This is a genomic window from Kitasatospora sp. NA04385, from assembly GCF_013364235.1.
Taxonomy (GTDB): Bacteria; Actinomycetota; Actinomycetes; order Streptomycetales; family Streptomycetaceae; genus Kitasatospora.
This window is the reverse complement of sequence record NZ_CP054919.1, coordinates 115774-134734: the sequence shown is the minus strand read 5'-3', so window position 1 is coordinate 134734 and position 18961 is coordinate 115774. Positions and strand designations below refer to the sequence as shown.

The following is an 18961-nucleotide window of genomic DNA, read 5'->3' as shown; positions in this document are numbered from 1 at the left end:
CACTCCCGGAGGCCACCATGACCCCCCGACCTTCCCCCGTCCCCGACGCCCGCGCCGTCCTCGACGCCTGCAACGAGCGTGTCCTGGAGCGCGAGGGCATCCCGATGTTCCTCGCCTTCCGGTTCGACGGGGACGGCCCCGCCGCCGACGAACGCGCCCGCGCCGAGGGCGCCGCCCTCGCGCCGCTGATCGCGCACTACCGCGAGGCGCTGTCGCCCGGCTGCGCCGACGACGACCAGGCCGCCCTCATCGACGTCCTCCAGGTCATGGCCATCGCCCACTTCGAACCCCAGGACACCCCGTGAACACCGCCAGCGACATCAGCTTCGCCGAGGAGGAGCGGGCCTTCGCCGAAGGCCGCTTCCTGCGCGTCGTCAACTACCACAACACCCCCGCCGCGGACGGCGAGCAACTGGAGGCGGAACTCGCCGCCTACGCCCGGCGGTACTCCGCCGTCAGCCTGGACGACCTCGACCGCTTCCGCACCACCGGCCGCTGGCACAAGGACCGGCCCGGCCTGATCCCGGTCTTCTACGAGGGCTACCGCAACAACGCCGAGGTGGCCGCCCCGCTGGCCGAGAAGGCCGGCCTGACCGCGTGGTTCTTCATCGCGACGGGCTTCCTGGACGTGCCGGTGGCCGAGCAGTACGACTTCGCCGAGGCGCACGAGATCGACCTCGTCCCGGAGGACGTCCGGGGCGAGCGCCTCGCGATGACCTGGGACCAGGTCGCCGAGCTGAGCGAACGGCACGTCGTGACGCCGCACACCGCCAGCCACGAGGAGACCGCCAACATCCGCACCCCCGAGGACTTCGAGCGGGAGATCTTCGCCCCCAAGCGGAAGATGGACGCCGTCACCGGCCAGTCCGCGGGCTGCTTCGCCTTCCTGCGCGGCACCTCCCGGCAGCACAGCCCGGACCACGACGCGGCGCTGCGCGACGCGGGCTACCGCTACCTGTTCAGCAACACCATGGTCCAGCACCTGGGCTGAGCCGGGCCGCCCGCGGCGGGGCGGCGGCGGACGGCACCGCGGCCCCGCCCCCGGCCGGGCGCGCGGCGGCCCTCGTTCCCCCGCCGCGGGCCGACGCCGCCCGGACGGAGGAGGACCGCCGGGTCGTCGAGGAGAACATCGACGCCCTGACCGGGGCCGGACTGTTCCGGCCGACCGCGCAGGGCGTCCGCCCGACCGAGCACCGGGGCGAGGCGCTGTACCGCTCGGCGTTCGTCCCGGCCCTCGCGCTGGTCCTGGCCGGGCCCCGACTCGGCCTGGCTCGGTCGGCCCCGTCCGCTGCGGGAGTCCCTCTTCGGCTCCGCGCGCGCCGCCGGCGACCTCGTCCTGGGCGGCGTCCTGCTCCGCCACCCCGGCATCCGGTGGGTCTTCACCCACGGCGGCGGCGCGCTGCCGCTGCTCGCCGACCGGATGGAGCCGTTCCGCACCGCCCCGGCCGGAACCACCCCGGACCCGGGCACCCCCACCGTCCAGGAACAGCTGCGCACCCGCTGGTTCGACACCGCCGGCACCCCCTTCCCGCACCAGGTCCCGGCCCTGCTCGCCGCGTTCGGCCCGGACCCGGTCCTGTACGGCAGCGACTCCTGCTGGACGCCCGCCCCGGCCGCGGCGGCGCAGATCCGCAGCATCGACACCGCGCCCCCGCCCACGGCCGCCGACACCTGGCGCGCCCTCACCACCCGCAACGCGCACCGACCGCTGGGCCGGCTGACGGCCCGCCCGGCCCGTCCCCGGCCGTCGCCGCTCCCGCGCCCCGGGTTTCCGGAGGCGCGTTTCCCCGCGTGATCGGTCGTCACCGCCGGGGTGTGATCAGCCGACGTGTCCGGTCGGATGAAAGGGTTTTCCCTCGCGCTGACCCGAACTCCGGTGCGGTGGGCGGAGTTCGCCGCGGAAAGCCGGGGCCGTCCGGGGGCGGCCCCGGTCAGGTGGTGGCGGTGGTGCGGCGCAGTTCGAAGACGTCCTGGTTCAGCGGGCGTTCGTCGGCCGGGGCGGGGGGCGCTCCGGCGGGCTCGGCGGGCTGGGGCTCGGGCGCGCTGCGGAAGTCGAAGAGGTGGCGGTCGACGTGGTCGAGGGCGAGCCGGACCGCTCCGAGGGCGACCGTCTCGGGGCCGAGTCGGGAGGCGCGCACCTCGGGCGCGTCGAGGCAGAGCCGGCCCAGGTGGTGGCGCATGGGCCCGGCCAGGATCTCGCCCGCGACGGAGATGCCGCCGCTGATGACCACGAGGTCCGGGTTGACGGTCAGCACCATCGCCGCGGTCCCCTGGGCGTAGGTGCGGGCGAAGCGGTCGACCCGCGCGACGGCGGCCGGGTCGCCCTCGGCGGCGGCCGCGAAGACCTGCGCGGTGTCGGCCTCGCCGCGCAGGTCGGCGAGGTCGCTGCCGTCCCAGCCCAGGATGGCCAGTCCGGCGATCTCGCCGGCCGCACCGGTCCGACCGCGGTGCAGCCGGCCGCCCAGGACGAGGGCGGCGCCGGTGCGGTGGCCGGTGAGCAGCTGGATGAAGTCGTCGGTGCCCTGGGCGGCGCCGCGCCAGTGCTCGGCGAGGGCGGCGAGGTTGGCGTCGTTCTCGGCGAAGGCGGGGCAGCCGAACCAGCCGGACGCCTCCTCGGCGAGGTGCAGTCCGTTCCACTCCGGCAGGGGAGTGGACAGCCGCACCCGCCCGCTGCCGTCGACGATGCCCGGCACGCCGACGCACAGGGCGCGGAGCCGGGTGGCGGGGTGGTCGGCGAGCAGGTCGGCCGCGGCGCCCCGGACGGCGGCCAACCGCCCCTCCCCGGCCGGTGCGGCGTCCAGGGCGGCCCGCCGGGTCTCGATCAGCCGGCCGTCGAGGTCGGCCAGGACCAGCAGCACGGAGTGGGCGCCGACGTCGACGCCGAGCACGTGCCCGGCATCGGCCCGGAAGCGGTGGCGCCGGGCGGGCCGCCCGATGCTCTTCCCGGGGGCGACCTCCTCGACCCAGCCCAGCCGGGCCAGGTCGTCGAGGACCTGGTCGACGGTCTGCCGGGAGAGCGAGGACGCCTTGCTGATCTGGCTGGTGGTCATCGGCTCCCGGCCGCGCAGGGCGTGCAGGACGGCCTCCAGATTGAGCCGCCGCAGCACGGCGGGATCGCCGCCGACGAGTGCTTGACCTCTCACTGCCTCTCCCTTCCACCGGCCGCCCCAGCGCGGCCCGGGCCATCATAGGACACCCCCGAGCACATATGCAGGATAGTTACGAAAGAACCCTGCTGAACTGTTGACGTCGCACTTCACGGCTTCCTACGATCCTGCCAACCCCTTAAGCAAGAACCCTTCAATAAGGGTCGCACCCCCACCGAGGAGCCGGCCATGCCGTCGTCCACCCCCACCCCCGGCCGCAGAGGCCCCCGCCGCCCGGCCCCGGCCGCCTGTGCCGCCCTGCTCGTGGCGGGCCTGGTCAGCGCCTGCGGCACCCCCGGCAGCACCGCGGCGAACTCCTCGGCCGACACCACGGCCGTCTCCACCGCGATCCCCACCGACAAGGTCACCCTGTCGGTGCTCAGCTCGGACACCTCCGAGACCACCAAGGCGCTGAGCGCGGCGTTCGAGAAGAAGCACCCGAACGTCACGGTGGACTTCCGCTTCACCGGCGTCGACAGCTACGACACCAGCCTGGACCTCACCCTCGGCTCGGACAGCGCGCCCGACCTGGCGCTGCTCAACAAGCTCGGCAACACCGCCAAGGCCGGCCTGATCCGCAACCTCGACCCGTACGTCGACGCCTACGGCTGGGACAAGACCGTCTCGGCCAGCGAGCTGGGCCAGTGGCGCGCCGACGGCCAGGGCAAGACGCTGGGCGTGGGCAAGCTCTGGGCCGCGCCGGCCGGCTTCTCCCTGGTCGGGGTGTACTACAACAAGGACATCGCGGCGAAGCTGGGCATCGAACCGCCCAAGACCCTCGGCGAGTTCGAGCAGGACCTGGCCAAGGCGAAGACCGCGGGCGTGCTGCCGATCCAGATGCCCAACATGCAGGGCCAGTCGTCCTACCTCTTCCAGGCCCTGACCAACACCTTCCAGGGGCCGGGCAAGAGCACCGAGTGGGCGTTCGGCAACCCCGGCAGCACCATCGAGAACGTCTCCGCCACCCGCGCCGCCCAGCAGGTGGCCGACTGGGCCGAGCAGGGCTACCTGCCCAGCGGCGCCAACGGCACCGACGGGGCCGCGGCGATGAGCGCCTTCACCAAGGGCGAGGGCCTGTTCATGTTCGACGGCAACTGGGACGCGACCGCCGTCGACAAGGCACTGCCCGGCAAGGCCGGCTTCTTCACCCTGCCCGGCGAGAGCGCCGACGCGCCGTCGACCGGCGTCGGTACCTCCCTCGCCTACGCCATCCCCAGCAAGGCCAAGCACCCGGACCTGGCCGCCGCGTTCCTCGACTTCATGACCACCCCCGAGGCCGCGGCCATCGAGTTCGGCAGCGGCTACATGCCCGTCGCCCAGGCCGAGACCGTCAAGACCCCCGACAACAGCATCCTCAAGGACTACGCGGCCGCCTGGGCCGCGGTCGCCAAGAGCGACGGCCTGGTGCCGTACTTCAACAACAGCACCCCGACCATGAACGACACGCTGACCTCCCAGGGCCAGCAGCTCGTCGCCGGCAAGACCTCGCCCGCCGACTACCTCAAGGCGCTGCAGGACGACTGGGAGAAGGGCCACAAGTGACCGCCGCGCACCAGCCGGCACCCCGGACCGCCGCCCCGGCCCCAGCCCGCACGCAGCGGGTCGGGGCGGTACCCGCCGCCCGCACCGGCCGGCGGCGGGGTCCCCGCCGCCAGCCGGTCGCCTACCTCTACCTGCTGCCCGCCCTGCTGCTGTACACGGCGTTCGTCATCGCGCCGTGGCTGCACACCCTGGAGCTGTCCTTCTACCGCTGGGACGGCGTCACCGCCGGGGTCTGGACCGGGCTGGACAACTACCGGCAGGTGCTCACCGACCCGAAGCTGACCGCCTCGCTGTGGCACGCGCTGGGCTTCATCGGCTTCTACACCGTGCTGCCGATCGCCGCCGGCCTGGTGCTGGCGGCCGTCATCGGCCGGGCCCGGCAGGGGCGAAACTTCGCCGTCTCCCGCACCGTGCTGTTCCTGCCGCAGATCGTCCCGCTGGTCGCCGTCGGCGTCATCTGGCGCTGGATGTACGCCCAGGACGGCACCGTCAACCAACTGCTGGACGCGATCGGCCTGCACTCCTGGGCCAGGGCCTGGCTCGGCGACTTCACCTGGGCCTACGTCGCGGTCGGCCTGGTCGGCAGCTGGGTGATGCTGGGCCTGTGCCTGGTGCTCTTCCAGGCCGGCATCCAGAAGATCGACACCAGCCTCTACGAGGCCGCCCGGATCGACGGCGCCGGGCCCGTCCGGGAGTTCCTCTCGGTCACCCTGCCCGGCCTGCGGGCGGAGATCGGCGTCGCGGTCACCGTCACCGTCATCTCGGCCCTGGCCAGCTTCGACGTCGTCTACGTGACCACCGGCGGCGGCCCCGGTGACACCACCACCGTGCCCGGCCTGCTCATCTACCGACTCGCCTTCACCGGCGGCGAGGTGGGCACCGCCTGCGCCCTGGCCGTCGTCCTCAGCCTGCTGATCTCGCTGGTGGTCCTGGCCATCGGCCGCCTCACCCGGGAGCGCGCATGAGCCGCACCGACCGCCTGACCGGCCGCGCACTGCTGGCGGTCTTCTGCGCCGGCGTCCTGATCCCGTTCGCCGCGCTCCTGCTGGCCGCGCTCAACCCGCCCGGCACCCCGCTGTCCGGCCTGTCCCTGCCCGAGCACCCCACCCTGGCCGCCTTCGGCCGGGCCTGGTCCACCGCCGGGTTCGGCCGCCTGCTGGCCAACAGCGCCATGGTCGGCCTCGGCGTCGTCCCGCTCGCCCTGTTCTGCGCGACGCTGGCCGGCTACGCCTTCGCCACCATGCGCTTCCGGGGCCGGGAGGTCATCTTCGGCCTGCTGCTGCTGGGCCTGACCCTGCCCTACGAGGCCGCGGTCGTCCCGCTCTACTACGACCTGCGCTCGCTGGGCCTGACCGACACCCCGGTCTCGCTGATCCTCGCCCTGGTCGGCCTCTACATGCCGTTCGGCGCGTTCTGGATGCGCCAGCAGTTCACCGCCCTGCCCAAGGAACTGCTGGAGGCGGCCGCCCTGGACGGCGCCTCCAGCTGGAAGGTGCTGTGGAAGGTCCTCGTCCCCTGCGTGCGCCCGGCCCTGACCACCCTGGGGCTGCTGTACTTCCTGTGGGCCTGGAACCAATTCCTGCTGACGTTGATCCTCATCCAGACCCCGGAGAACCGCACCGCCCCCGCCGGCCTGGCCTTCTTCGTCGGCGCCCACACCACCGACGTGCCGATGCTGGCCGCCGCCACCCTGATCGTGATCGGCCCCGTGGTGCTCGTCTACCTGCTCTTCCAGCGCAACTTCGTCGCCGGCATGGTCTCCGGAGCCGTCAAGGGCTGACCCCGGCCCGCGTCACTCCGCACCACCCCCGGCCCGCGCCGCGCCGCGCCATCCCCTCCGGCCCGCGCCGCGCCGCACCGTTCCGCGCCGCCCCGGGGCGCAGCACGCCCTCCCGCGCCCCCTGACCCAAGGACCCGTCGCCATGACCCCTCCCATTCGCCTGCTGCTGGTCGGAGCGGGCAACCGAGGCAGCACCTACGCCGGTTACGCCGCCCGCACCGGCCGCGCCGTGGTGGTCGCGGTCTGCGAACCCGACCCGGAACGCGCCGCCCAGGCCCGCGCCGCCCACCCGGACGCGGAGATCCTGCCCGACTGGCGGCCGCTGACGGAGCGGCCGAAGCTCGCCGACGCCGTGGTGATCACCACCCAGGACGCGGCCCACGTCGACCCGGCCGTCGCGTTCGCCGGGCTCGGCTACCACATCCTGCTGGAGAAGCCGATGGCGACCAGCGAGGACGACGTCCTGCGCATCATCGACGCCGTCGAGCGGGCCGACGTCATGCTCGCCGTCTGCCACGTCCTGCGCTACACCCCCTACACCCAGGCCCTCAAGCGGATCGTCGACTCCGGCCGCCTCGGCGAGGTCGTCAGCGTCGAGCACCTGGAACCCGTCGGCTGGTGGCACCAGGCGCACTCCTACGTGCGCGGCAACTGGCGCCGCGAGGCCGACGCCACCCCGATGCTGCTCGCCAAGTCCTCCCACGACCTGGACTGGCTCTCCTACATCGTCGGCCGGCCGGTGCGGCGGGTGTCCTCCTTCGGCGGCCTGAAGCACTTCCGCGCCGAGCAGCGCCCCGAGGGCGCCGCCGACCGCTGCCCGGACTGCCCGATCGAGGCGTCCTGCCCCTACTCCGCCAAGCGCCTGTACGTCGGCTGCCTGGGCGACCCGGACCGCGAGCGCTGGCCGCTGTCGGTCGTCACCCCCGCCCGCACCGAGGAGGGCGTGGTCGAGGCGCTGCGCACCAGCCCCTACGGCCGGTGCGTGTACGCCTGCGACAACGACGTGGTGGACCACCAGGTGGTCAACCTGGAGTACGAGGGCGGCGCCACCGCCTCCTTCACGATGACCGCGTTCACCGAGTACGCCCAGCGCAAGACCCGGATCTTCGGCACCCACGGGCAGTTGGAGGGCGACGGCGTGCAGGTCACCCTCACCGACTTCCGCACCGGCGCCAAGGAACTGCTGACCGTGGGCCTGGAGGGCGCCGACGCGGGCACCGGGCACGGCGGCGGCGACGAGCGGCTGGTCGACGCGTTCCTGGACGCCCTCGCCACCGGCGACCGGGCCCGGATCCTGTCCGACCCGCGCACCAGCCTGGAGAGCCACCTGGTCGCCTGGGCCGCCGAACGCGCCCGGCACCGGCACACCGTCGAGCCGATCGGCAGCCGCTTCCCGGTCGGCGCCCCGGCCGCGCCGGCCCGCTGAGCCGAGCCCGCCGAGCCGGCCCACCGAACTCCGCCCCCACCCGCCGCCGGCGTCCACACCGCCGGTGGCGGCAGCGGACCGCGGCACCCCCGCCGCACCCCGGACGGCACCGACCGCCGCCGGACGGGACCTGCCCCCACCCGAAAGGACTCGACGATGAGGACTACCGCAAGACGCCTGCTCACCGGCCTGGTGGCCACGGCCACCGCGGCCGCCGGCCTCGGCGCCGCCGTCCCGGCCACCGCCGCCCCGGCCGCCGCGCCGGTCGTGTTCTCGCCCGCCACCATCGCCCCCACCCCGTACCTGGGCTGGAGCAGCTGGAGCCTGCAGGCCACCACCTACCCGGGCGTCAACCCGCACAGCTGGTCCAGCTGGCTCAACGAGGACCACATCCTCCAGCAGGCCAACGCCCTGGTCTCCACCGGCATGGCGGCCGCCGGCTACAAGTTCGTCAACATCGACGCGGCCTGGTACGCCGACATCGACCGCAACCCGCACTTCGACGCCTACGGTCGGCTGGAGCAGGACACCACCCGCTTCCCCGACCCGATGGCCACGGTGGTGAACAAGGTCCACGCCCTCGGCCTCAAGCTGGGCGTCTACGACTACGCCGGCATGGCGAAGGAGGCGTACGACCTCAACGCCCCCGTCTACGGCACCACCCACGGCTGCACCACCCGCAACGCCGTCCTCAAGGACTCCTCCGGCGCCCCCGTCGTGCTGCCCAGCGGCTGGAACAACGCCTACGCCCTCGACATGTCCGCCGGCAACCCCTGCGGCTACGAGTACATCTACTCGGTCGCCCAGAAGCTCACCGGCTACGGCATCGACTACCTCAAGCTCGACGGCGTCACCCCCTCGGGCACCTCGGGCACGGTCGCCGACCTGACCAGGAGCAGCTACTACGAGGTCGCCGGCTGGCGCAAGGCGTTCGACGCCCTCGGCTGGCAGGGCCACCTGGAACTGTCCTGGGCGATGCGCAAGGACGAGGCCCCCTACTGGCAGCAGAACGCCACCGGCGTCCGCACCCAGGGCGACGTCGAGTGCTACTGCAGCACGCTCGTCGACTGGAACCACGTGGTCTCCCGCTTCACCAGCGCCCCGGGCTGGGCGCCCTACACCAAGCCCGGCTTCTTCCCCGACCTGGACTCGCTCGACGTCGGCAACGGCGCGATGGACGGCCTGACCGACGACCAGCGCCGGACCGCCACCACCCTGTGGTCCATCGTCAACTCCCCGATGTACACCGGCGACGACCTCACCAAGCTCGACTCCCTCGGCCTGTCGCTGCTCACCAACCCGGAGGTCATCGCCCAGAACCAGCAGGGCCTGCCCGCCAAGCCGGTCAGCCAGGCCACCAACCAGCAGACCTGGTACGTCAGGAACAAGGACGGCAGCTACACCGTCGCGCTGTTCAACCTCGGCTCCAGCTCCGCCACCGTGACCGCCGACTGGGCCGACCTCGGCCTGCGGACCGCCCAGTCGGCCGGCGTCCACGACATGTGGACCCACACCGACCTCGGCGCCGGCACCGGAAGCTTCAGCGCCACCCTGCCCGCCTACGGCTCCCGGCTGCTCAAGCTCACCCCCGACGGCCCGGTCGCGCCCAGCGGCCCGATCACCGGCCTGGCCGGCAAGTGCGCCGACGTCAAGGGAGCCGTCTCCACCGACGGCACCGACCTCGACCTGTGGGGCTGCAACGGCGGCGCCAACCAGACCTGGACCGTCCCCGGTGACGGCACCGTCCGCGCCTACGGCAAGTGCATGGACGTCCGGGGCGGCGCCACCGCGGCCGGTACCAGCGTCCAGCTCTACACCTGCAACGGCACCCCCGCCCAGTCCTGGACCTACCAGGGCGACCGCACCCTGAAGAACACCAAGTCCGGCCTCTGCCTGGACGTCGCGGGCGCGACCAGCACCAGCGGCACCCGACTGGACATCTGGCCGTGCACCGCGGCCGCCAACCAGCTCTGGAACCTGCCCACCTCGTAGGGCGGGCCGTTCCCGTGCTCCGGTTCGGGCCGGAGCACGGGAACGGGCTCACCTGCCGATGCGCCGCCACTGCTGGCCGGTGCCGCCGTTGGCGGTCTGCTGCTCGATCGTCGCGCCGTTGGCCGTCGAGTCGCCGGTGACGCCCAGCACCTTGCCGCTGCGCAGGCAGGTGACCACGACGTAGCCGTCGCCGGTGTCGGTGAGCTTCCACTGCATGTTCGTGTCGTGCAGCGACTGCCACTGGATCAGCTTCGCGCCGTCGGCCGACCCGCCGCCGCTGATGCCCAGCGCCAGGGCGGGGGCGGTGTGCGTGGTGCAGATCTCGTACACGCCGCCGCCGACCGGGGTGAACAGGAACTGCTGGTTCGCCGCGGAGCTCGGCGTGTACTGGATGACCGGGGCGCCCGCGGCGGTCGAGCCGCCCTGCACGTCGAGCGCCCGGCCGGACTTGCGGTTGACCAGCTGGAAGACGGTGTGCTGCGCGGGCGGCGCGACCGTCACCGACCCGGAGGCGGGGACGGTCACCTGCTGGCTCCAGTCGCCGTAGGCGAGCGTGGTCGTCCGGCCGGCCGCGCCCCGCACGGTGGCGCCGGTGACCTGGCCGGACTGCCAGCGCAGGTCGAGGCTGAGCCCGCCGCGCAGGCCCAGCCCGGTGACCGAGCCGCTCGCCGCCCACGCCTTGGGCAGCGCGGGCAGCAGCTCGACCCGCCCGGGCCGGGACTGCACCAGCATCTCGACCATCGCGGCCGGGGTGCCGAAGTTGCCGTCGATCTGGAAGATGTAGCCGCTCCCGTAGCGGTACATGTCGAACAGGTTGATCGCCGTGCCGGCGGCGGCGGTGCCGGTCGGCTTCAGCACCGAGGTCACCAGGTCGTACGCCTTGTCGGCGTGCTTCAGCCGGGCCCAGCACAGGGCCCGCCAGGCGCTGGCCCAGCCGTAGCTGGCCAGGCCCCGGGCCTCCAGCAGCTTGGTGGCGCCCCGGACCAGCGTGTCGGGGGAGTCCTGGAGGTTGATCCGGTCGCCGGGGAAGAGGCCCACCAGCGGGGACAGGTGGCGGTGGGCGGTCTCGCCCAGATTGCCGTCGCTCATCCACTCCTCCAGCCAGCCGCTGGTGGCGCTGACCTGGGGCAGGTAGAGCTTGGCGCGCAGCCCGGCGACGGTGGCGGCGTAGGCGGCGTCCCGGCCGAGCTTGGCGGCGGCGGTGCCGTAGTGGCCGAACAGCTCCCAGACCAGTTCCTGGGCGTACGTGATGCCGAGGGCGTCCTCGGGGCCGTGCTCGGGCGACCAGTCGTGGTCGTCGACCAGCACCTCGCGGCCCGCCACGGTCGTCGTGACCAGCCGGGACTCCCAGAACTCGCAGGCGCCCTTGAGCAGCGGGTAGATCCGCGCCAGGTGGGCGTCGTCCAGGGTGTACTCGTAGTGCTCGTAGAGCGAGTTGCAGATCCAGGCGTTGCCCGCGGGGTGCCACCACCAGCCGTCGCCGCCCCAGATGTTGGCGCTGATGCCCAGCGTCCAGCCGGCGACCCGGCCGGAGGTGTTGCGGAAGCGGTTGCGGGAGTCCTGGAACAGGTTCGCGGTCGTCGCCTGCCAGCCGGGCAGCTGGGCGAGGCAGTAGTCGGTGAACGCGTCGAAGCACTCGGGCAGGCCGACCCGGTCGGGCAGCCAGTAGTTCATCTGCAGGTTGATGTCGGTGTGGTAGTCGCTGAACCACGGGGGCTGGTTGCTGTCGACCCACAGGCCCTGGAGGTTGGTCGGGAGGCTGCCCCGGGAGCCGGTGATCGTCAGGTAGCGGCCGAACTGCAGGTAGGCGGCTTCGAGTTCGGGGTCGGGGGCAGAGCCGGCGGCGGCCCGTGCGGCGAGCCGGGCCGGGGTGTCCAGCGCTCGCTGGGCGGCGCTGGAGGCGCCGAGGTCGACCGTCATCCGCCCGGCCAGGGACCGGAAGTCGGCCACGTGCGTGGCGAGCAGCGCCGAGCCGGCGACGGCGGCGGCCTGCGCGGCCTTGGCGCGCGCGACGGTGAGCGGCACCAGCGCGGTGTCCTTGTACTGGACGGAGGCGTCCGCCTTGTAGTTCGTGCCGCCGGAGAGCACCAGCACGACCTCGGTGCACCCGCTGAACGTCACCTTCGTGCCGGTCGCGGAGACGGTGCCGCCGGTGCCGGCCGCCCTGACCAGGGCGGCGTACGCCAGGGCGTTGGGCAGCGCCGCCGCGAACGAGGCCTCGGCGGTGCCCGGGTTCGAGGTCACGCTCTCGCCGCGCGTCCCGGCCAGCGTCAGCGAGCCGGTGTAGCTGCCGCCGCCGCTCTGGGTCAGGCGCACCACGATCACGTCGTCGGGGTGGCTGGAGAACACCTCGCGCCGGTAGGTCGTCCCGCCGAGCTGGTAGGTGGCGGTCACCAGGCCGTTGCTCAGGTCGAGGGTGCGGCGGTAGCCGCTGATCGCGGACGCGGTGTGGGCGGGCAGGTCGAGGTACGCCTTCGCCAGCATCCCGAAGCTGCCGAAGCTGGATTCCGCGTAGGGGAACTGCCCGTCCGACTGGAGGGCGGCGTTGGCGTGGCCGGTCCACAGCGTCGCGTCGGAGAGGATCAGCACGTCGTGGGACGGGTCGCCGGTGACCAGGGCGCCGAGTCGGCCGTTGCCGATCGGCAGGCCCTCCTCGATGATCCTGCCCTCCGTGCCGGGGCCCGGGTACCGGAGGGTGACCGCGTCGGCCTCCGGGACGAGCGACAGGGTGCCGGGCCGGGTCACGGCGGCGGCGGCCGGGGCGAACTCCGGCAGTGAGGCGAGGGCGAACAGGGCGCCCGCGGCGGCGGACGCGCGCAGCAGTCCGCGGCGCGACAGCCCGTTCGCGTCGGCGGGGGGCGGGGTGGGGGAAGGACGGGACATGGGGGTGCGGCTCCTTCGACTGGACCGTCGGACTCGGCGGCAGGACAGCAGTGCACCGGCATCCACGCGGCCCGTCAAGGGATCGGACAGCATTTCCTATAGGGAAAAGGTGGGTTGTTGTCGGAGATGCGGGGTAATCTCCCGTCCGGAGGCGCAGAGCTGGGCATTTTTCCTATGGGATTTCAAGGGGTGGCGCGGTCGGGCCGCAGCACCGGGGGCGCTGGCCCGCGCCTCGCTAAACTTCCGGTGGCCGAACGAGCAGTGACCTGAGGAGACCCGGATGCCGGCGCATGACCCGCTCGTCCACGACGACCGGGCCGGGGCGGGCAGCCCGGATCCGGCACCGGTCCGCCAGCCGTTGGCGGACAGCGTCTACGAGGACGTCAAGGCCCTGATCATGGACCACGAGATCGCCCCGGGCGCCCGGGTCGGTATCGAGGCGCTCTCCCGACGGCTCGACGTCTCGCCGACCCCGGTCCGGGAGGCGCTGGCCCGGCTGGAGTCCGACGGCCTGGTGGTCAAGCGCTCGCTCTCCGGGTACCGGGCGACCGAACTGCTCACCCGGCAGGGCGTGGAGGAGCTGTTCGAGATGCGGCTCCTCCTGGAGCCGCGCGCCGCGGCCCTGGCGGCGGTGAACGCCGACGAGCCCCAGCTCGACGCCATCGAGGCCATCCAGGAGGAGATGGAGGCCCACCCCGGCCCCGCCGGGCCGTACGCGGCCTACCGCGGTTTCGCCGCGCTGGACCAGCGGTTCCACGACGCGGTCGCGGTCGCCGCCGCCCGGCCGCTGCTCCTGGACGCGGTCGAGCGGCTCCACGCCCACCTGCACGTCTTCCGGCTCAGCAGCCTCCCCTTCGAGGACGACCCGACCCTGGCCGAGCACGAACGGGTGGTGCGCGCGATCCTGCGCCGCAACGGCGAGCGGGCCGCCGAGGCGATGAAGGACCACCTCGCCCGCAGCCTGGAGCGCCAGCTCAGCCGGTTCGAGGCGCGCTGACCGGCCCGCCCGCAGCTGCGGGCGGGCCGGGCGCCTACCGTCCGGCGGCGGGCGTCGGGCGGGCCGGGCGCCTACCGTCCAGCGGCGGGCGTCGGACGGTAGACCCGCCGGGCGGTCCCGGCCCACACCTCCTCCCGCTCGGCGGGGGAGAGCGCGGCGAGGAGTTCCCCGGTGGCCGACACCACCTCGCCGTAGCCCGCCGCCAGCGTGCTCACCGGCCAGTCGGAGCCGAACATCAGCCGCCGGGGCCCGAAGGCGTCGAGCGCGGTGTCGGCGTACGGCCTCAGGTCGCGCACGCTCCACGACCCCCAGTCGGCCTCGGTCACCAGGCCGGAGAGCTTGCCCACCGTGTTCGGCAGCGCGGCCAGTTCGCGGATGTGCCCGGCCCACGGCTCGGTGGCGCCCGACGCGATCGGGGGCTTGCCCAGGTGGTCGAGGACGAAGGTCAGGCCGGGGACCGCGGCCGCCGCCCGGACCGCCGCCGGCAGTTGGTGCGGCAGGACCAGCAGGTCGTAGACGAGCCCGGCCGCCTCGACCGCGCGCAGCCCCCGCAGCACCTCCGGCCGGGTCAGCCAGTCCGGGTCCGCCTCCCCCTGGACCTGGTGCCGGATGCCGCGCAGCAGTCCGCCGCCCGGCAGCGCGCGCAGCCGGGCCAGCTCGTCGGCGACGCCGGGCGAGGTCAGGTCGGTCCAGCCGACGACCGCGCCGATCAGGGAGCTGTCCGCGGCCAGGGCGAGGAACTCGGGCGTCTCCTCGGCCACGGTGACGGTCTGCACCAGCACGGTGGCCGCCACCCCGGCACCGCGCGCCTCCGCCTCCAGCTCGGGCCGCAGGAACGACCGCCGCAGCGGCGCGAGGGCGGGCCCCTCGATCCACCCCTGGTCGCGGACGGCGAGGTCCCACAGGTGGTGGTGGGCGTCGATCACGGTCATGTCGTGCACGGTCATGTCGTCCTCCTCGCGGGCACCGGCGCACCGGCCGGGAACGGCTCCTGTGCGCACAGGCTCTCCCACCCGGCGCCGAAGCGGCCGACGCCGGCCTTCCGGGCCGCGTCCGGGCACAGCGGTTTCACGTGGTCCTCCTGGTGGGGTGGTCTCGGGGATGTCGGGGGTCTCTGGGGTCTCGGGGGCGCTGCGGACCGGCGGCCTACTCCATGAGGAACACCTGCTCCATCAACGCCCACCACTCGCCGGCCCCGGCCCCGGCCAGTGGCCGCTGGCAGGGGGCGGTGAGCCGCCACCAGTCCCGGGTGGCCGGGTCCTCGGCCACCAGCGCCAGGTCGGCGGCCAGGTCGTCGCCGTGGTACTCGAAGTAGCTGAACAGCCGGTCCCCGAACAGGTGGATCGAGTAGTTGGCGATGTGGGAGCGCCGCAGCCGGTCGATGACCGGCGCGGGGACGGCCCGGTGCAGTTCCCGGTACTCCGCCTCCTTCTCGGGCCGCAGGCCGATGACCTGCGCGACGCGCTTCACGAGGCCGCTCCCTTCGCAGCGCCGGCCGGAGCCGGGCGGTCGTGGATGACGCGGATGATCCGGCCGCTCATCCGGTCGTAGTCGTGGTCGTTGGCCACCTCGCCGCGCACCCGGTGGCCCGCCATGACGACGACCCGGTCGGCCAGGGTGACCATCTCGGCGAGGTCGCTGCTGATCAGCAGGATCGGCAGCCCGCCGCGGGCCAGCTCCCAGATCAGCTCGTGGAACGCGTGCTTGGTGCGCACGTCCACGCCGACGGTCGGCTCGTCCACGATCAGCAGCCGGGTGTCGGCCGCCAGCCACTTCGCCAGGCTCACCTTCTGCTGGTTGCCGCCGGACAGCTCGCCGGCGTTCTGCTCCAGGCCGGAGATCCGGATGCCGAGCCGGTCCACCAGGTCCTGCGCGACCTCCCGCTCCTTGCGGGAGGAGACGTAACCGAGGGCCTTCGCCAGCTTCTTCCACACCGTCACGGTGATGTTGCGGTGGATGGGCTGCTCCAGGAAGACGCCCTCCTCCTTGCGGTTCTCGGTCAGGTAGCCGATGCCGTACCGGTGCAGCGCCTGGCGCGGGGAGCCGATCCTCGCGACCTCGCCGTACACCCGGATCTCCCCGCCGGTGACGCGGTCGAGGCCGAGGACGGCCTTGACCAGCTCGCTGCGGCCGGCCCCGACCAAGCCGTAGAGCCCGACGATCTCGCCCGGGCGGACGTCCAGCGAGACGTCCCGGTGGCCCGCGGCCGTCGAGAGCCCGGCGAGCGAGAGTGCCGGGGCGGCGGAGGCGTCCACGGTGCGCGGGGTCATGTCCGCCACCGTGTGGGCGCGGCCGACCATGAGGGCGACCACCTCGTCCTGGGTGTGCTCGGCGAGCGGCGCCGACTCCAGCACCGAGCGGCCGTCGCGCAGGACGGTGACGGTGTCGCAGATCGCGAAGACCTCCTCCAGCTTGTGGCTGACGAAGACCACGCACGTCCCGCGGGCGGTGAGCCGCCGCACCACCTCGAAGAGGTGCTCGGCCTCCTGCGGCGAGAGCGAGGCGGTCGGCTCGTCGAGCAGCAGCACCCGGCTCTCGGTGTGCAGCGCCTTGGCGATCTCCACCAGCTGCTGCTGGGCCACCGACAGCTCCCGCACCGGGAGGTGCGGGTCGAGGTCCAGCCCCAGTTCGGACAGGCAGCGCAGGGCCGGGGCGGTCATCGCCTCGCGGTCGATCAGGCCCCGGCGCGAGGGCGGGTCCTGCAGGGTGATGTTCTCCGCGACCGAGAAGCCGGGGATCAGGTTGCGCTCCTGGTGGACGACGCCGATGCCGGCGCGGGCGGCCTCCAGGGGCGAGCGCGGGCGCAGCTCCCGCCCGTCCCGCAGGAGCCGGCCGCCGTCGGGCGGGTGCACGCCGGTGATCACCTTGATCAGGGTGGACTTCCCCGCGCCGTTCTCGCCCAGCAGGGCGTGCACGGAGCCGGCGGTCAGCCGCAGCCGGACGCCGTCGAGGGCGCGCACGCCCGGAAAGACCTTGACGACGTCCTCGCACTCCAGCAGGACGTCCTGCGACCCGGACCCGCTCATCGTGCGCCTCCCGTCTGCGGCAGGGTGCCGCCGGCGGACGCGGGCGGTGCGGGCGGTGCGGGCGGTGCGGACGGTGCGGGCGGAGCGGGCGGAGCGCCCGAGGGCTCCTTCCCCCGCTGGGCGACGCGGGCCTGGTGGACCCGGCCGCCGACCACGGTGCCGAGCACGACCAGCCCGATCAGGAAGTTCACCCAGCTCGGGTCGAGCGAGTACTGCGCCCGGGCGGTGTCGATCAGGCGCATCACGAACGCCGCCAGCACCGTCCCGAGGACCGCCACCGAGCCGCCGGTCAGCGCGACGCCGCCGATGATGGGGGCCGCGAAGCTGGGCAGCAGCCAGTCGCCGCCGACGCTGCGGTTGACGCCGGGCAGCGAGGCGGTGGCGGTCAGCGCGGCGATGCCGACGAGCAGCCCGGACAGGGTGTGCGCGAGCACGATCTGCCGGTCGGTGGAGATCCCCGACAGCCGGGCCGCGAGCGGGTTGCCGCCGGCGGCCAGCAGCCGCCGTCCCGGGACGGTGCGGTACATGAACGCGGCGAGCAGCGCGGCCGCGGCGAGCGCCGTCACGAAGACCAGCGGGACGTTCAGCGGGGCGGCCCGGCCGAGGTCGCGCAGGCCGGGCGAGTAGCCGTCGACCGTGCGCGTCCCGGAGAGCCGGTACTGCGCCCCGAGCAGGATGGTCATGACGCCGAGCGTGACGATGAACCCGTTGATCCGGGTGGCGACCACGAACACGCCCGTCCCCAGCCCGATCAGGGTGGCGGTCAGCACGCCGATCAGCACGGCGAGGCCGGCGGGCACGCCGCTGTCGGCCATCAGCACGCCCATCAGGCAGGCGGTGAAGCCGCCCAGCGCGCCCACGGCCAGGTTGAGCTGCCCGACGCACAGGGCCACCATCTGGGCCAGCCCGATCAGGACGGGGGTGGCGAGGTACTGCAGGAACGTCCGGACGGAGGGCCCTTCGAAGAAGGTGCCCGAGGACGTGACGCCGAGGGCGGCGTAGCCGACGAGCACCACGCCCAGCAGCGTCGTCGTGGTGGAACGGGAGAAGCGGCGCAGCGCGGGCAGGGCGGCCGCCCCGCGCCCCTGGAACACGGTCATGTGGAGCGCACCACCTTGCGATAGGACACCACGGTGCGCACCCGGTCCGCGGACAGGGCCAGCAGCAGGACGCAGCCGAGGTAGATGTTGAGGCTCTCCAGGCCGACGCCGAGCAGGTCGAGACCCTTGCGGATCACGCTCACCAGCGAGGTGCCGAGCAGGGCGCCGAGGACGGAGACGACGCCGCCGGTGAGCAGCGTCCCGCCCAGGACCGCGCCGAGGAACGAGGGGAGCATGAAGTCGTCGCCGATGGACGCCCGGAAGGTGCCGGTGCCGACGGCGGCCGTGAACCCGGCGAGCGCGGCGAGCAGCCCGGACAGCGCGTGGGCCAGCACGATCCGGCGGCCGGTGGGGATGCCGGACAGTTCGGCGGCGGCCGGGTTGGCGCCGGTGAGCAGCAGTTCGCGGCCCATCCGGGTGCGGGCGTACAGGAAGCCGAGGCCGAGCAGGGCGAGCAGGGTGAACTGGGCGATCTGCGGGACGGCCGCGGAGCCGCAGACCCGGTCCAGGCAGACGTCGGCCAGCGAGGCGGAGCGCAGTTCCGCCAGCCCGGCGGGGCGGGTGGTGAACGCGGCGTTCTCGGTGAGGGCCGAGTAGAGCAGCGAGACCAGGCCCAGCAGGACGAAGTCCACGGCCAGCGTCACGACGAAGGAGTTCACCCCCGTGCGGGCGATGATCCAGCCGGTGGCGGCCCCGACGGCGCAGCCGGCCGCCAGGCACAGCAGCAGCCCGAGCACCAGCGGCAGGCCGAGCCGGTCGTAGCCGAACCCGGCGAAGAACGCGCCGAAGGCGGCCATCCGCCCGACGGCGAGGTTCATGTGCCCGATGGAGAGCACCGTCAGCTGGGCCAGCGCCACCACGGTGAGCGTGCAGACGTCCCGCAGCAGCGGGAAGAGCACCAGCTTCTCGTTGAAGAACGCGGGCCGCAGCGTGCCGAACAGCGCGGCGAGCGCCACGACCAGGACGAGCAGGCCGAGCCGCTGGTTGACCCAGAACGGCAGCCGGTGCGCGGGCCGGGCCTCCTCGGCGGGCTGCTCCGCCCCGGTGCCGGGCGCGGTGGCGGCCGTCT

Annotated in this window: 16 protein-coding genes; 9 read left to right on the top strand and 7 right to left on the bottom strand. The window is 73.7% G+C overall.

Annotation, left to right across the window (positions count from 1 at the left end):
- The first annotated feature begins 17 nt into the window (after positions 1-17).
- From HUT16_RS00615 to HUT16_RS00605, 3 genes are all read left to right on the top strand, one after another.
- Positions 18-305 (top strand): hypothetical protein, encoded by a 288-nt coding sequence (locus HUT16_RS00615; protein ID WP_176184377.1) that lies wholly within the window; start codon positions 18-20, stop codon positions 303-305.
- Entirely contained in the window at positions 302-991 is a 690-nt protein-coding gene (locus tag HUT16_RS00610; RefSeq protein ID WP_176184375.1) for a polysaccharide deacetylase family protein, read from the top strand. The genes HUT16_RS00615 and HUT16_RS00610 overlap by 4 nt, the downstream gene beginning before the upstream one ends.
- Positions 992-1288: 297 nt before the next feature.
- Complete coding sequence (locus HUT16_RS00605; protein ID WP_176192407.1) at positions 1289-1795, top strand: amidohydrolase family protein; 507 nt, start codon at positions 1289-1291, stop codon at positions 1793-1795.
- A gap of 136 nt (positions 1796-1931) precedes the next feature.
- Here HUT16_RS00605 and HUT16_RS00600 read toward each other — a convergent pair whose 3' ends face one another.
- The gene (locus tag HUT16_RS00600) at positions 1932-3143 is read right to left on the bottom strand and encodes an ROK family transcriptional regulator (RefSeq protein WP_176184373.1); all 1212 of its coding nucleotides are present in this window, start codon (positions 3141-3143) and stop codon (positions 1932-1934) included.
- A 192-nt stretch (positions 3144-3335) separates the two neighbouring features.
- Between HUT16_RS00600 and HUT16_RS00595 the strand changes: the two genes are divergently transcribed.
- The 5 genes from HUT16_RS00595 (at position 3336) to HUT16_RS00575 (ending at position 9886) form a co-directional block, all read left to right on the top strand.
- Complete coding sequence (locus tag HUT16_RS00595; protein ID WP_176184371.1) at positions 3336-4688, top strand: ABC transporter substrate-binding protein; 1353 nt, start codon at positions 3336-3338, stop codon at positions 4686-4688.
- Positions 4685-5653, top strand: coding sequence for a carbohydrate ABC transporter permease (locus HUT16_RS00590; RefSeq protein WP_176184369.1), 969 nt, complete (start codon positions 4685-4687; stop codon positions 5651-5653). The genes HUT16_RS00595 and HUT16_RS00590 overlap by 4 nt, the downstream gene beginning before the upstream one ends.
- On the top strand, positions 5650-6468 hold the full coding sequence (locus HUT16_RS00585; protein WP_254897566.1) for a carbohydrate ABC transporter permease: 819 nt from the start codon (positions 5650-5652) through the stop codon (positions 6466-6468). Before HUT16_RS00590 ends, HUT16_RS00585 begins: the two co-directional genes overlap by 4 nt.
- A gap of 142 nt (positions 6469-6610) precedes the next feature.
- Positions 6611-7894 carry a Gfo/Idh/MocA family protein gene (locus tag HUT16_RS00580; RefSeq protein ID WP_176184367.1) on the top strand — a complete coding sequence of 428 codons (1284 nt, stop codon included), beginning with the start codon at positions 6611-6613 and terminating at the stop codon, positions 7892-7894.
- Positions 7895-8050: 156 nt separating this feature from the next.
- Positions 8051-9886, top strand: a complete 1836-nt coding sequence (locus HUT16_RS00575; RefSeq protein WP_176184365.1) for a glycoside hydrolase family 27 protein — start codon at positions 8051-8053, stop codon at positions 9884-9886.
- A 48-nt stretch (positions 9887-9934) separates the two neighbouring features.
- Here the strand turns inward: HUT16_RS00575 and HUT16_RS00570 are convergent, their stop codons facing one another.
- Complete coding sequence (locus HUT16_RS00570) at positions 9935-12769, bottom strand: glycoside hydrolase N-terminal domain-containing protein (protein ID WP_176184363.1); 2835 nt, start codon at positions 12767-12769, stop codon at positions 9935-9937.
- 280 nt (positions 12770-13049) lie between these two features.
- Here HUT16_RS00570 and HUT16_RS00565 point away from each other — a divergent pair, with 280 nt between their 5' ends.
- On the top strand, positions 13050-13766 hold the full coding sequence (locus HUT16_RS00565; RefSeq protein ID WP_176184361.1) for a GntR family transcriptional regulator: 717 nt from the start codon (positions 13050-13052) through the stop codon (positions 13764-13766).
- A gap of 71 nt (positions 13767-13837) precedes the next feature.
- Here the strand turns inward: HUT16_RS00565 and HUT16_RS00560 are convergent, their stop codons facing one another.
- From HUT16_RS00560 to HUT16_RS00540, 5 genes are all read right to left on the bottom strand, one after another.
- A complete protein-coding gene (locus HUT16_RS00560) occupies positions 13838-14698 on the bottom strand; it encodes an amidohydrolase (RefSeq protein ID WP_176192405.1) in 861 nt (286 codons plus the stop codon).
- Positions 14699-14912: 214 nt separating this feature from the next.
- A complete protein-coding gene (locus tag HUT16_RS00555) occupies positions 14913-15236 on the bottom strand; it encodes an L-rhamnose mutarotase (protein WP_176184359.1) in 324 nt (107 codons plus the stop codon).
- A complete protein-coding gene (locus HUT16_RS00550; protein WP_176184357.1) occupies positions 15233-16792 on the bottom strand; it encodes a sugar ABC transporter ATP-binding protein in 1560 nt (519 codons plus the stop codon). The genes HUT16_RS00555 and HUT16_RS00550 overlap by 4 nt, the downstream gene beginning before the upstream one ends.
- A complete protein-coding gene (locus HUT16_RS00545; protein ID WP_176184355.1) occupies positions 16789-17892 on the bottom strand; it encodes an ABC transporter permease in 1104 nt (367 codons plus the stop codon). Before HUT16_RS00545 ends, HUT16_RS00550 begins: the two co-directional genes overlap by 4 nt.
- Positions 17889-18893: an ABC transporter permease gene (locus HUT16_RS00540; protein ID WP_254898199.1), complete on the bottom strand. Its 1005-nt coding sequence runs from the start codon at positions 18891-18893 to the stop codon at positions 17889-17891. The genes HUT16_RS00545 and HUT16_RS00540 overlap by 4 nt, the downstream gene beginning before the upstream one ends.
- Positions 18894-18961: the final 68 nt, after the last annotated feature.